Consider the following 13,795-nt stretch of genomic DNA (forward strand, 5'->3'; position numbering starts at 1 on the left):
ACCCAAACCACCTCAAAATGCAGAATTCAGCGCTTCACAGGGGCTTAATATCAAGGCGATACTTTGCAGTAATGGTAGTCCCTTTCAAGAAGTAGCAACGATGAGAGTATGCCCCTGTGAAACGCCCACGGGTTGGCTTAAAAGCGATTTATACTGCGTTATTGATATTAATAATAGAACCACTATTATTTGCAATCAATGCCTTGCCTAAATCGCTTTTAATTCCAACTGAAACTCGCATTTTGAGGTGGTTTAAATATACCCAAACCACCTCAAAATGCAGAATTCAGCGCTTCACAGGGGCTTAATATCAAGGCGATACTTTGCAGTAATGGTAATCCCTTTCAAAAAGTAGCAACGATGAGAGTATGCCCCTGTGAAACGCCCACGGGTTGGTTTAAAAGCGATTTATACTGCGTTATTGATATTAATAATAGAACCACTATTGTTTGCAATCAATGCCTTGCCTAAATCGCTTTTAATTCCAACTGAAACTCGCATTTTGAGGTGGTTTGGGTATACACTTGGCGCGATTTTAAATGATGTGGAATTCTAACAATGCGCGTAGCTGATTTTAGCTTTGACTTACCTGATGAATTAATTGCTCGTTTTCCTAAAGCAGATAGAACGAGTAGCCGTTTATTGAGCCTAAACGGGCCAACTGGTGAGATTGAGCATAAAATATTTAGTGACATACTTGAGCTTGTAAACGAAAACGATTTACTGGTTTTTAATAATACCAAGGTTATACCTGCGCGTATGTTTGGTCAAAAAGAGTCTGGTGGTAAAGTTGAGGTACTCGTTGAACGCGTATTAGACGAACACCGCGTACTTGCGCATATTCGTGCGAGTAAATCCCCAAAGCCAGGTAATGTACTCATTTTAGAGGGCAAAGCAAAAGCTATTATGGTGGCACGCCATGATACCTTATTTGAGCTTGAGTTTGACCGCAATGAAAATGTGCTCGATATTTTAAATGATGTGGGCCACATGCCGCTTCCTCCTTATATTGACCGCCCAGATAACGAAGCCGACCGTGAGCGTTACCAAACGGTATATGGCGAAAAGCCAGGCGCTGTTGCTGCACCTACGGCAGGTCTTCATTTTGACGATAAACTCATGGCTGCGCTCAAAGATAAAGGCGTGCAAATGGCGTTTGTAACCTTGCACGTTGGTGCTGGCACCTTTCAGCCTGTAAGAGTTGAGAGTGTTGATGAGCACATCATGCACTCTGAATATATTGAAGTGCCACAAGATGTGGTTGATGCGGTTGCAAGCACCAAAGCCAAAGGCGGGCGAGTAATTGCTATAGGTACAACTTCAGTACGCTCACTTGAGTCTGCAGCAAAAATACATGGCGGCAAGCTAGATACTTACTTTGGCGATACCGATATCTTTATTTTTCCGGGTTATCAATTTAACGTTGTTGATGCCATGGTAACTAACTTCCATTTACCCGAATCAACTCTGATCATGTTAGTTAGTGCCTTTGCAGGGCAAGACAACATTATGGGCGCTTACAATACGGCGATTGAACAACAGTATCGCTTTTTTAGCTATGGCGATGCGATGTTTTTGACCCGTAAATAATTTACAGCGTTATCGGTTTTTATTTTACTCCTAAGCATAGTGAATTTCTCACTGCTAATAGTAATAGGGTGGTAAAAAGGGTAGAATCGAGCGGTTAAATTATAGCTTGTTGGACTGTTTTTCCGACACAGAGGATATTATGAAATTTGAATTAGACTGCACTGATGGTAAAGCGCGCCGCGGCCGCTTGATTTTTGACCGAGGTGTAATAGAAACACCGGCGTTTATGCCTGTAGGTACTTACGGCACGGTTAAGGGTATGACACCTGATGAAGTAAAAGCAACGGGTGCACAAATTTGTTTGGGCAATACATTTCACTTAATGTTGCGCCCTGGTACTGAAATCATTAAACAGCATGGTGATTTACACGACTTTATGAATTGGGACTTCCCAATTTTAACTGACTCAGGCGGTTTCCAAGTATTTAGCCTTGGTGCAATGCGTAAAATCACTGAAGAAGGCGTGATGTTCCAATCGCCTGTAAATGGTGACCAAATTATGATGTCGCCAGAAAAGTCAATGGAAGTGCAGCGTGATCTTGGCTCAGATATCGTGATGATATTTGACGAATGTACGCCATATCCTGCCACCGAAAAAGAAGCCAAAGACTCTATGGAGCTTTCTCTTCGTTGGGCTAAGCGTTCAAAAGAAGGGCATGGCGACAACCCATCAGCATTGTTTGGTATTATTCAAGGCGGTATGTATCCTGAGCTTCGTGCACAATCACAAGCAGGCCTTGAAGAGATTGGTTTTGATGGTTATGCACTCGGTGGTTTATCGGTGGGTGAGCCTAAACATGAAATGATTAATATTCTTGATCATTGTGCTTATAAAATGCCAGAAAACAAACCGCGATACCTAATGGGTGTTGGCAAGCCAGAAGACCTAGTTGAATCGGTTCGCCGTGGTATAGATATGTTTGACTGTGTAATGCCAACGCGCAATGCACGTAACGGTCACTTATTTATTACTACTGGCATCATAAAAATCCGTAACGCAGTGCATAAAACAGATACTGGCCCACTTGATCCAGAGTGTGATTGCCATACCTGTAACAATTATTCGCGTGCTTATTTGCATCATTTAGACAAATGTAACGAAATTCTTGGCGCACGACTAAACACTATCCATAACTTACGATACTATCAACGTGTTATGGAAGGTTTGCGTAATGCTATTAGCGAAGGTCAACTAGAGACATTTGTACACGATTTTTACGCTCGCCGAGGCCAAGAAGTGCCAGAGCTAGCTGATACAACAAATTAAAATTTAAAAATTAAAGAGGAAGTATTATGAGTTTATTTATTTCAAACGCACATGCCAGCGCTGGCGCACCTGCAGCAGGCGGCGGTATGGAAATGCTAATTATGTTAGCGATTTTTGGTTTGGTTTTTTACTTTTTAATTTACCGCCCGCAAGCTAAGCGCGTAAAAGAGCATAAAAGCTTAATGAGCGCGATGGCAAAAGGCGATGAAGTGCTAACCCAAGGTGGTTTAGTGGGTAAAATCGTAAAAATTGCTGAAGATAAAGACTTCATCGTGATCTCATTAAATGAGCAAGCAGAAGTAACTGTACAAAAATCAGCAGTATCTGCTGTACTGCCTAAAGGCACAATGAAGTCGCTATAAAAATAATAAGGACGGCCCCGTGTTAAACAAGTTTCCAATTTGGAAGTATTTACTTGTTTTAGCTGTGTTAGCCATTGGCCTTTTATATGCTTCACCAAACTTGTATGGCCGCGATCCGGCCATACAAGTTTCTGGCGCTAAAGGCACCGATGTCGACCTCAGTGTTGTAGACAAAGTAAACGCAATCCTCAAAAAAGATAACGTCAGCGCTAAATCGACGAAACTCGAAGACGGGCAAATTCTTGTTCGTTTTAAAAACGTTGAAGACCAACTAAAAGCACAAGACTTATTGCGTAACTCACTTAGTGACGATTATATCTCAGCTATCAATATGGCACCGGCACAACCGGCTTGGTTAAAGTCGCTTGGCGGTAATCCTATGAAGTTAGGCCTAGATTTAAGTGGTGGTGTACATTTCACCATGGAAATCGATATGGTCACTGCGGTTGATAATCAGCTTGAGCAAATGGAGCAAGATTTTCGTAGCGACCTGCGCGAAGAAAAACTACGTTATCGTAGTGTGCGCCGTGTAGCAGGCTCAGAGCGTATGCGTGTAGAAATGCGTAACGAAGAAGACAAAGAAGCCGCAGAGCGCTTTTTAGAAAGCCGTTACCCATTAAACGTTTACATTGATGATAGCAGTAACGATAACGCATTCTTTGCCACTATGAGTGAGCTAAAGCTAAAAGAAATTCGTGACTATGCCATCAAGCAAAACGAAACGATTATTCGTAACCGTATCAACCAAATTGGCGTTGCAGAGCCAAACGTACAGCGCCAAGGTGCTGAACGTATTATTGTGCAATTACCAGGGATTCAAGATACCGCTCGCGCTAAAGAGATTTTAGGTGCTACGGCAACGCTTGAGTTTCGTGAAGTTGACGAAAATGCTGACATAAGCGCCGCTGCTCAAGGTCGTATCCCACCGGGTACTGAAATGATCATGAGCCGTGATGGTTATCCTGTGGTACTAAAAAAGCGCATCATTCTTGAAGGCAGCCATATTACTGGCGCGCAGTCAGGTGCAGATGAGTACCAGCGTCCACAAGTAAGCATTAAACTCGATAGTAAAGGTGGGGCAAAAATGAATGCCTTCACCAAACGTGCTATTGGTAAACGTATGGCTACCGTGTTTATTGAGTACAAGCCATCGGGTAAAAAAGATAGCGAAGGTAAAGCACTTCCACCAATTAAAGTGGAAGAAGTGATTAACGTAGCAACCATTCAAGCGCGTCTTGACCGTTCATTCCGTATTACCGGTATTGATAACCCCGCTGAAGCACATAACTTAAGTTTACTACTTCGCGCGGGTGCACTGGTTGCGCCTATTCAAATAGTAGAAGAACGTACGGTTGGGCCAAGCCTAGGTCAAGAAAACATTGAAGCAGGTATGACCGCTGTAGCCTTAGGTTTTGCGTTTGTACTGGCCTTTATGCTTATTTACTACAAAGGTTTTGGTCTTGTTGCGAATATCGCACTGGCTGCCAACTTAGTACTTATTATTGGTGTAATGTCGTTAATTCCAGGTGCAACGCTTACCCTGCCGGGTATCGCAGGTATTGTACTAACCGTTGGTATGGCTGTTGATGCGAACGTACTTATATTTGAGCGTATTCGTGAAGAGCTCGCTGATGGCCGCAGCCCTCAACAAGCGGTTCATTTTGGTTACGATAGTGCCTTTAGTACTATTTTTGATGCCAATATCACCACATTAATTGCGGCGATTATCTTGTTTGCTGTTGGTACCGGTCCTGTTGCAGGCTTTGCGGTAACCCTAGCAATTGGTATTTTAACCTCTATGTTTACAGCAATTGTAGGTACCCGTGCGGTGATCAACCTATTTATTGGTGGTAAACGTGTTGATAAACTTTCAATTTAAGGAGCAGACATGCAAATTTTAAGATTGGGCGGAAAAACCCTTCGTTTCATGTCTCTTCGAAAAGTGGCAATGGGCTTTTCTACGTTATTAATCATAGCGTCGCTGGCGTCACTTTTTGTTAAAGGCTTAAATTTCGGTTTAGATTTTACCGGCGGTACCGCAGTTGAGGTAGGTTTTTCACAACCTGCCGATCTGAAAAAAGTACGTAATGTACTGGCTGAAAACGACTTTGCTGATGCATCGGTACAGCTTTTTGGCTCAAGCCAAGAAATACTGGTCCGTTTAGCCCCTCGCGGTGATGATGTAAAAGCAGAAGTGATTGGTAACCAAGTAATTGCTGCCCTTAAACAAGCTGATGATAGCGTAGTAATGCGCCGTATTGAGTTTGTAGGCCCAAGCGTAGGTGAAGACTTAAAAGAGCAGGGTGGCCTTGCCATGTTAACTGCGCTTATATGTATCTTAATTTACGTGGCATTTCGCTTTGAATGGCGCTTTGCTGTAGGTGCGGTGGGTGCACTATTACACGATGTAATCATTACGATTGGTTTATTCTCGGTGCTTGGTTTAGAGTTTGACCTAACTATTTTGGCTGCAATACTCGCCGTGATAGGTTACTCACTAAACGATACCATTGTTGTATCAGACCGTATCCGTGAAAACTTCCGTAAAGTACGTATTGACGACACCATTGAAATTATTGACCTGTCACTTACGCAAACACTTAATCGTACTTTAGTTACATCAATTACCACTATTTTAGTATTGATTGCACTCTTTGTATGGGGCGGCCAAACTATTCATGGCTTTGCTACCGCACTATTATTTGGTGTATTTATTGGTACTTATTCTTCAGTTTACGTTGCCAGCTCGGTGGCGATTGCCATGGGCGTAAGTAAAGAAGATTTAATACCAGAGGTGATTGAAAAAGAAGGTGCCGATTTAGACTCAATGCCTTAATTGAGATTAAATTATCCTTTTTAAAAAACCGCTCCTTGTGAGCGGTTTTTTATTGCTTAGCGTGTAAGACATATAATTGTCATACGAGCTTGATATTTTATTACTCTTATTTAATTTTGATCAGAGCTAGTAGTGACTGAGCAACGTAAAGCCTTAGAGTCAATCTTACAACAAGGGGCAATAACAACCTTGTTCCAACCTATTTTTGATATAACTAAGCAATCTATTATTGGGTATGAAGCGCTGAGTCGAGGCCCTAAAAATAGCCCATTAGCGATGCCAAATAAGCTATTCGAAACGGCTCATAAATATCAATTAATTTCAGAGCTTGAGCTTTTATGCCGTTCTCGCGCCATAGAAAACTTTGTAAAACTAAATCTACAAGGGAAGTTATTTTTAAATGTCAGCCCAAAAATTCTACTCGATCCGAGCCACCCTAAAGGCGAAACCTTACATTTAATTGAACAGTTTGGTCTTGCGGCTAATCGTGTGGTGATTGAAGTCACCGAACAAGAAAAAGTAGATGATGGCTTTTTACTGTTAAAAACCATTGCTCATTATCGAGAGCTAGGCTTTACTATTGCTATTGACGATCTTGGTGCAGGTTATTCCGGTCTAAAGCAATGGTCGCAGTTATGCCCAGATATTGTAAAAATTGATCGTTACTTTATTGATCATTGCGATCAAAGCGAAGTTAAAAAAGAATTTCTAAAATCAATTGTGGTGTTAGCGCGGGCAACAAATACAGCGGTGATTGCAGAGGGAATTGAGCGTACTGAAGAACTCGATTTAGTTAAAAGTATAGGCATAAGTCATGTTCAGGGATTTTTGTTAGAAAGACCCAGCCAACAACCAAGCTATGACTATAACTGTAAGCAGTTACAAGCATTTACATCGACTCAAGCAGGGTCAAAGTTTGAACAATCAATGGCTATCGGGGTGCTTGCTGTTGCTCAGCCTGCCATTAGCAGTCATACGCGTTGTAAAGAAGCTCATGCGCTTTTTGAGCAAGACAAGCGCATAATTAGCTTACCCGTTTTAAATAGCAATCAGCAGCCAATAGGGCTGTTACACAAAGATCAGCTAACAGAAGTGTTTGCCGCGCCATACGGGCACGCACTTTATGATAAATGTGAAGTCACTGAGTTAATGGATAAACAGCCTTTGGTGGTTGATGAAAATCAAATGCTTGATATTGTCTCTCAGCAAATAACAGAGCAAGACTTTGATATTCGTCGCCATATTGTTATCACAAGTAATAATAAATATTTAGGTTTGGCACCGCTCAGGGATATATTAAAGCACATTACCGCTGAAAAAATCCGCCACCTCCAACATGCTAACCCTCTGACCATGTTACCGGGTAATGTGGCAATTAGTGAGGTAATAGAGCAGCGTCTGCAACATAAACAGCCATTTTCACTAGCCTATATCGATTTAAATCATTTTAAACAATTTAACGATCTGTATGGTTATGCCAGTGGGGACAGCGTGATAAAACTTCTGGCCGATGTGACTGTAAAAGCGTGTGCGCACAGCGCTAACTTTGTCGGGCATATTGGTGGCGATGACTTTATGGTGGTGTTTGAAAAAAAAGATGCGGTGGAGGTTTGTAATACCATTATCACGTAATTTGAATTGCAGTCACGCGTATTTTTACGCCAGAGCATATTGCTGGAAAAGGGTATTGGGCAACTAATCGAGAGGGCGAAAAGCAGTTTGTACCTTTACTTACATTATCTATAGGTTTAGTTGAGCCGGATCTGCAGCAGTGTAAAAATAGCCATCAAGTAGCGGCATTAGCCACAGATGCTAAAAAAGAAGCAAAACGTTATCGTCACAGCTACTTATTTATTTGTAATCGAAGAAGGCCTGCACCCGCTGTTGTGCGTTTATCCAATAGTAAAAAAAGTGGCTAACAAAAAGCAAAAAAGGAGCCTCGGCTCCTTTTTTAGTGCGGTATTACGATTAACGTAATAACGACTCAGATAATACTGGGCGCATTTCACGAACAATCGCTTGTGTTAGCTTAGGTGCACCACAAATAATGTTACCGCTCACGTTGTAGTTATTACCGCCAGCAAAATCAACAACCATGCCGCCAGCTTCTTTAACTAATAGCTCGCCTGCTGCTGTATCCCACGGTTTTAAACCAATTTCAAAGAAACCATCAACACGACCCGCTGCAACATATGCCATATCAAGTGCTGCAGAACCTGCACGACGAATATCAGCGGTATGTACGAATAATGCTTTAAACGCTTCAGAATAGGCATCTAAGTGGTGTTTTTGTTTGAAAGGGAAACCTGTTGCAAGAACAGAACCGGCAAGTTCAACCGTTTTAGATACACGTAAACGTTTGCTGTTTAACTGTGCGCCTTGACCACGAGAAGCGGTGAAAAGCTCGCCACGAATTGGATCGTAAATTACGGCTTGGTCTAAACGACCTTTAACTTTAAGTGCAATAGATACTGCGAAATGAGGGATACCCTTGATGAAGTTAGTTGTACCATCAAGTGGGTCAACAATCCATTGGTAATCAGCATCCTTACCTTTGTGTTCGCCTAACTCTTCACCAACGATGCAGTGATCAGGGTAAGAACGTAAAATAGTGTCACGAATTACGGCTTCGGCTTCTTTATCAATGTTCGTAACTAAATCATTAGTGCCTTTTTGTTGCACTTCAACTTTTGATAAGTCTTCACTTGCACGAAGAATAAGCTTGCCTGCGTTACGCGCAGCGCGAACCGCAATGTTTAACATTGGATGCATGGTATTACCTTTGGGTTGTAAAAGAACGTTTATATATTTAAGCCGGCGTATTTTAGCGGTTTTTGCCATAAAGTAAACCATAAAGCCTAAATACTTGTGAGTGTTTTTTGTACAGGCATGATCTTTCAATATATTTATCGGAATAAAAACAGACAATAAATTTGTAAATTAGCGCTTTACCTAAAGTTAACTTGAGGTTTTATGATGTTCTATATTCAATTAACAGGAAGAAAGTTATGAAATTAGAACACGTAAATTTAGTTGTTAGTGACATAAACGCCATGCTTAAGTTTTACCAAGCAGCGTTTCCCTATTGGTCAATTAGAAGTGAGGGCGAAGGAACCTGGTATGGTAAAGCAAGGCGCTGGGTACATTTTGGTGATAACGAGCAATATATTGCTATAAGCGATCACGGTGAAGGGAAAAACCGCGACCTATCAGGACATCAAATTGGTTTGGCACACTTTGCCTATGTAACCAATAACTTAAATGCAGTAATAGCGCGCCTAAAACATGCGGGCTTTGCAATAAGTAAAGAAGGTGCTGTAAATCCATTTAGAAAAAACATTTATTATATTGATCCCGCAGGGTTTGAAGTTGAGTTTGTAGAGTACATGAGTGATGTACCTAGTGAGCGAAATAACGACTTATAATATGAATGAAGCCAACTATTATGGTTTCATTCAATGTTCAGCATATTTAATAATGTTTACCATGTATGCCAAGTTGAGTTTTTAGATCATTTGCAAAGCTAATAAATTTTTCTTTAATAGTGCGCTTAACTTTAACTTCCACAGAGCCTAAAACAGTTTTTCCTTCAATGTGAATCGTTGGCCCTTGGCGCTTATTTAGTGACACTGTTTTATTTTCAAAACTGCCTAAAATACAAAACATTTTAGAAACTACATTAACGTGCTCTGGTACATATATTTCTTCGCTGCCAAAGTAACAATTAACGTGAATAGTGACATGTTGATGGGTAAAAATAGCATCCGTAAAATCAAGATTGATTGACCCCATGTAGTTTTCTATATAAATGTTTTGAGGAACTACCCATTGGCCGCTTCGTTCACTCGAACCAAGAATGCTTCTTAATGTAAGTGGCTCTTCATCAGTCTCATGCTGCGCGCTATAATTAGGTGCAAACTGAGAGTGCTTTTGCGCCTTATATTGTTGGTCAGTATTTAAGGTTAAATCTTCAACGAGATCCATAAGTGCTTTATTGTCACTCGCTGCCATGGCGTCGTCTAAGCGCCTTTCAAATGCTTCTACAGAAATAACACCATGGCTGTAGTTATAAATGAGCTGATCAATCACTTGCTCACGAACTTGCTCAATAGGGCGGTCTTCAATTTTAACAGACATTTAAATTATCCTTTTATGATTGCTGGTTATTTCAAAGCAAGCCTTATACCAAACATTAAATTGTTTAAATTCAGTGGTTTATAATTTTGGGTTTTTGACCCTTTATTATATTAACGACAGATTAACCAAATATACAATTATTTAGTTAGTTTCGCTATTCGAGAAACTTTTACGCAATAGTCTGTAAATGTTTACTTAGTAGGTTTAAGCCAATATCTACTATTTTAAATTAACCTATTGAAATTAAAGGTTATAAAATGTTGGCCCGATGCTCGCATTAGCTTAAGTGTCTTTAATCAAAAGGAGAACGATTATGAAAACATTTAATAAGTCTATGATTGCAGCCCTAGTATTAGGAACAACCGCAATGGGCGCTCAGGCAAGCAGTTGGGAAAACGAAAGCAAAGATGCTTGGATTGATGGGAAAGCAGAAACAGTACTGCTGATGAACACCAATCTAAATAACTTTGATATCAACACGGACGTAAAAAACGGCAAGGTAATGCTAACAGGTAAAGTAAACAGCGAAGTAGATAAAGAGCTTGCTGAAGAACTCGTGCTAAGCCTAGATGGTGTAACTGACGTTGAAAACAGTCTAACTGTGGTAAAAAACTCCGACATGAAGAAGCATGACTCTGAAATGATGGGTAACGACACTGAAAGTGATTTAACAGATGCTAAAATCACTACAGTGATCACAACACGTTACTTATTTGATTCTGAAGTAGGTGGTACAGACATTGATGTTGATACCGATAATGGTGTGGTAACTCTTAAAGGTACAGTTGAGTCTGATGCTGAAAAGCAATTAGCGATGGAAATTGCTAAAAACGCTGAAGATGTTCGCAAGGTAGTTGATGAATTAACTGTTATTGCAGAATAATACACTATACTAAAGCCCAGCCCTGCTGGGCTTTTTGCTTTGCTAACATTATAAGGATTAAATTATGGATATCATTAGAATTATTTTTTCTATTTTATTACCACCACTGGGTGTGTTTTTACAGGTAGGACTAGGGATGCATTTTTGGTTAAATATTTTGCTAACTTTGCTCGGCTATTTCCCTGGATTAATTCATGCGATTTACATTATTGCCAAAAAATAATGTAGCAGCATAGCAGGACATTTAATACTGAGTTGCTAAGTGCTCCCAAAGGTATGTGTATTAGTTACTCAGGCTGCTATTAATAGATGGATTTGTTTTACAAAACTCATCACTAACAAAACCTCAAAGCCTACTATTTGAGCAGTTAGCCCCTTGATTGTTAAAATAAAGCTTTTTGCTAGTGACAAGCCCCTAAAAACTTTTTATACTGCAACCCGCTTTAGTCGCTCTGTGGCTAAACGCTTCAAAAATTAACTGCTTACAGTTATACAAAGATGGCCCCTTAGCTCAGTTGGTTAGAGCACACGACTCATAATCGTTAGGTCCCCAGTTCGAGTCTGGGAGGGGCCACCACTTTTCAAAGCTTTCCAAGTAAATAGAAACTCACCTTCCTAGTTTATAAAACTTCATTTCTATTACTTCTATTGTATTTTTATCAGCGCACTGATTTTTTTATTAATTTTATTGAATACATTGCAATATACACAGTTGAATCTACTATTAAAGTGTTATGGGATTTTATTATAAAAATCTTTATTTTGTGACCTTTAATGTCGCTACTGTTAATTGTGTGCAGTATATAAAATACCGCTTTGTTACCCCTTAGGTGCTCTATGTTATTAAAACGAAAAGTATACCTCAGCCTTATTTTGGCTGTTGTTGCTCCTTTAGCAATATCTACTCTAATATTTTCAAATAGTATTCGCTCAAATACAGAAGACAAACTAGCCAAAGTAGATTTACCAACAGCGCTTAGTGAAGTGAAAAGCCAAATCGAATTAGAGTTATCGACTCCTATTATTGTTGGCAAAGAAATAGCGCAAAACTTATTTGTGCAACAATGGATGAATAATAATGAAGATGCGCAAAGCCGAGGTAAATTCATTGATTACCTCAAACATATAAAAAATAAAAACCAAGCCAATAACGCATACATTATTTCTAAAAACTCCCGCAATTATTACACCGATGAAGGTATTTCTAGGCAAATAGACAGTAGTGATACTTGGTTTGATGCTTTTTTAGCATCGGATAGACCATTTGAAGTAGCGCTCGACATAGATAAAGGCAGCTCTGAGGTGATGGTATTTATTAATTATGCCATTGAGCTTGATGGGCAAAGACAAGGAATTGCCGGAATAGGCCGTTCGCTCGATTCTATGGTGGATCTCATAAGTGAATATAGAATAGGAGAGGGCGGCATTGTTTATTTGGTCTCTGGTAGTGGCGAGATTATGTTGCATGGTAATAAAACTAAAATTGGGCAATCTGTTGACTTGGCACCCATTAAAAATGGGGCAATTCAAAGTAAAGTAATTGATGGTAATGACTATGTTGTCTCAAGTACGCCAGTAAATTCATTAGGTTGGCATCTAGTCGCTGAAATTCCCCAAGAGCAATTATATGGCGCAATTAATAGTGCCATTAATACTAATATCATTTTTGGTGTAATTATTGCGCTTGTAGGTTTAGCGTCAGCACGCGTGTTGGTAGGGCAAATATTTAGGCCAATCGAAAACATTACTGCAGCAGTGAATGCGTTAACAGAAAAAGATGGCGATTTAACAGCGCGACTCCCTACTGATGATAATAATGAAATTTCAGACTTAGCGGTTAAGTTTAATCTGTTTTTAGAGCAGTTACATTATATGTTCAAACAGGTTTCTGAGTCGGCAATTCATGTTAAAGGTATTTCCCAAGATGTGCTTGAGCAAGTGCAAGGTGCGGCAAATTTAGCTGAAGTGCAATCATCGAGTACGCAAACGGTGGCGGCAGCCGTTAATGAGATGGAGGTTACGGTTCAGGATATTTCTGGTAGTGCCAGTAATGCAGCAGATATTGCTACTAAAACCGAAGAAACGACGCACAAAGGGGTTGAGTTTGTGCAAAGCACGATTAAACAAATGGAACAACTAGAAGCGTCAATGGCCAATTCTGTGGCCTCGGTGTTAGAGCTTTCGACAGAGATTAAATCAATTTCTCATGTATTGGATGTAATTAAAGGGATTTCCGAGCAAACTAACTTATTGGCGTTAAATGCGGCTATTGAGGCTGCTAGAGCGGGTGAGCAGGGCCGTGGCTTTGCGGTAGTTGCTGACGAAGTAAGAACGCTTGCGCAACGTACCGCGGAGTCTACGGAGCAAATTAATGAGATGATTGATTCGTTAAATGCTAAAGCGTCAAGCACGGTAACAGCGATTGAATTGGGCAGCAAAAACACCCTAGAAAATGCCGAGCGCTTAAAAGAAACCGGCCATACATTAAATGGTATTTCACAGGAAATTGTACTACTAAGCGAGTTAAACAACTCAGTGGCTACTGCAACGCGAGAGCAAACATTAGCAACCTCAGAAATTAGCCAAAATATTGTGATGATTTCCGATTCGGCAGAGCAAACCAAAGAAAATATGAAAAAGTCAGAGCAGCTTTGTAACGGTTTAAATAAAGAATCGAATATTTTAAGGGATTTACTAGGTAAGTTTACGCTTTAAACACG

Annotated in this window: 12 protein-coding genes, 1 tRNA gene and 1 pseudogene; 12 read left to right on the top strand and 2 right to left on the bottom strand. The window is 40.2% G+C overall.

Going from position 1 to position 13,795, the window contains the following annotated elements; translation table 11 throughout:
* The 7 genes and pseudogenes from AAEY57_RS00705 to AAEY57_RS00735 all read left to right on the top strand — a co-directional run.
* Positions 1-211 (top strand): hypothetical protein (locus AAEY57_RS00705; protein ID WP_350605719.1); only part of this gene is annotated, 211 nt, incomplete at its 5' end.
* A 347-nt stretch (positions 212-558) separates the two neighbouring features.
* Positions 559-1,590 (top strand): tRNA preQ1(34) S-adenosylmethionine ribosyltransferase-isomerase QueA, encoded by a 1,032-nt coding sequence (queA, locus tag AAEY57_RS00710; protein ID WP_058155303.1) that lies wholly within the window; start codon positions 559-561, stop codon positions 1,588-1,590.
* 139 nt (positions 1,591-1,729) lie between these two features.
* Positions 1,730-2,857, top strand: a complete 1,128-nt coding sequence (gene tgt / locus AAEY57_RS00715) for a tRNA guanosine(34) transglycosylase Tgt (RefSeq protein WP_013465989.1) — start codon at positions 1,730-1,732, stop codon at positions 2,855-2,857.
* Between the two features lie 26 nt (positions 2,858-2,883).
* Positions 2,884-3,219, top strand: a complete 336-nt coding sequence (yajC, locus tag AAEY57_RS00720; protein ID WP_010391747.1) for a preprotein translocase subunit YajC — start codon at positions 2,884-2,886, stop codon at positions 3,217-3,219.
* A gap of 19 nt (positions 3,220-3,238) precedes the next feature.
* A complete protein-coding gene (gene secD, locus AAEY57_RS00725) occupies positions 3,239-5,098 on the top strand; it encodes a protein translocase subunit SecD (RefSeq protein WP_013465988.1) in 1,860 nt (619 codons plus the stop codon).
* Positions 5,099-5,107: 9 nt separating this feature from the next.
* Positions 5,108-6,055 carry a protein translocase subunit SecF gene (gene secF / locus AAEY57_RS00730; RefSeq protein WP_013465987.1) on the top strand — a complete coding sequence of 316 codons (948 nt, stop codon included), beginning with the start codon at positions 5,108-5,110 and terminating at the stop codon, positions 6,053-6,055.
* A gap of 132 nt (positions 6,056-6,187) precedes the next feature.
* Positions 6,188-7,974, top strand: a pseudogene (locus AAEY57_RS00735) (GGDEF domain-containing protein).
* A 49-nt stretch (positions 7,975-8,023) separates the two neighbouring features.
* On the opposite strand, the gene suhB reads toward AAEY57_RS00735, so the two are convergent.
* Positions 8,024-8,827 carry an inositol-1-monophosphatase gene (gene suhB / locus AAEY57_RS00740; RefSeq protein ID WP_138765223.1) on the bottom strand — a complete coding sequence of 268 codons (804 nt, stop codon included), beginning with the start codon at positions 8,825-8,827 and terminating at the stop codon, positions 8,024-8,026.
* A gap of 236 nt (positions 8,828-9,063) precedes the next feature.
* Here suhB and AAEY57_RS00745 point away from each other — a divergent pair, with 236 nt between their 5' ends.
* Complete coding sequence (locus tag AAEY57_RS00745; RefSeq protein WP_028835578.1) at positions 9,064-9,480, top strand: VOC family protein; 417 nt, start codon at positions 9,064-9,066, stop codon at positions 9,478-9,480.
* A 46-nt stretch (positions 9,481-9,526) separates the two neighbouring features.
* Here the strand turns inward: AAEY57_RS00745 and AAEY57_RS00750 are convergent, their stop codons facing one another.
* Positions 9,527-10,192 carry a LiaF domain-containing protein gene (locus tag AAEY57_RS00750; protein ID WP_028835579.1) on the bottom strand — a complete coding sequence of 222 codons (666 nt, stop codon included), beginning with the start codon at positions 10,190-10,192 and terminating at the stop codon, positions 9,527-9,529.
* A gap of 313 nt (positions 10,193-10,505) precedes the next feature.
* On the opposite strand from AAEY57_RS00750, the gene AAEY57_RS00755 reads away from it, so the two are divergent.
* The 4 genes from AAEY57_RS00755 to AAEY57_RS00770 all read left to right on the top strand — a co-directional run bounded on the left by AAEY57_RS00755 (position 10,506) and on the right by AAEY57_RS00770 (position 13,790).
* Positions 10,506-11,075 (top strand): BON domain-containing protein, encoded by a 570-nt coding sequence (locus tag AAEY57_RS00755; protein WP_262977380.1) that lies wholly within the window; start codon positions 10,506-10,508, stop codon positions 11,073-11,075.
* 64 nt (positions 11,076-11,139) lie between these two features.
* Positions 11,140-11,298, top strand: coding sequence for a YqaE/Pmp3 family membrane protein (locus AAEY57_RS00760; RefSeq protein ID WP_008466367.1), 159 nt, complete (start codon positions 11,140-11,142; stop codon positions 11,296-11,298).
* Between the two features lie 277 nt (positions 11,299-11,575).
* Positions 11,576-11,652: transfer RNA gene (locus tag AAEY57_RS00765), tRNA-Ile, on the top strand.
* A 260-nt stretch (positions 11,653-11,912) separates the two neighbouring features.
* Positions 11,913-13,790: a methyl-accepting chemotaxis protein gene (locus tag AAEY57_RS00770; protein WP_138687350.1), complete on the top strand. Its 1,878-nt coding sequence runs from the start codon at positions 11,913-11,915 to the stop codon at positions 13,788-13,790.
* Positions 13,791-13,795 lie beyond the last annotated feature (5 nt).

It is taken from the genome of Pseudoalteromonas sp. MER144-MNA-CIBAN-0113, assembly GCF_040308965.1.
GTDB classification, from domain to species: Bacteria; Pseudomonadota; Gammaproteobacteria; order Enterobacterales; family Alteromonadaceae; genus Pseudoalteromonas; species Pseudoalteromonas tetraodonis.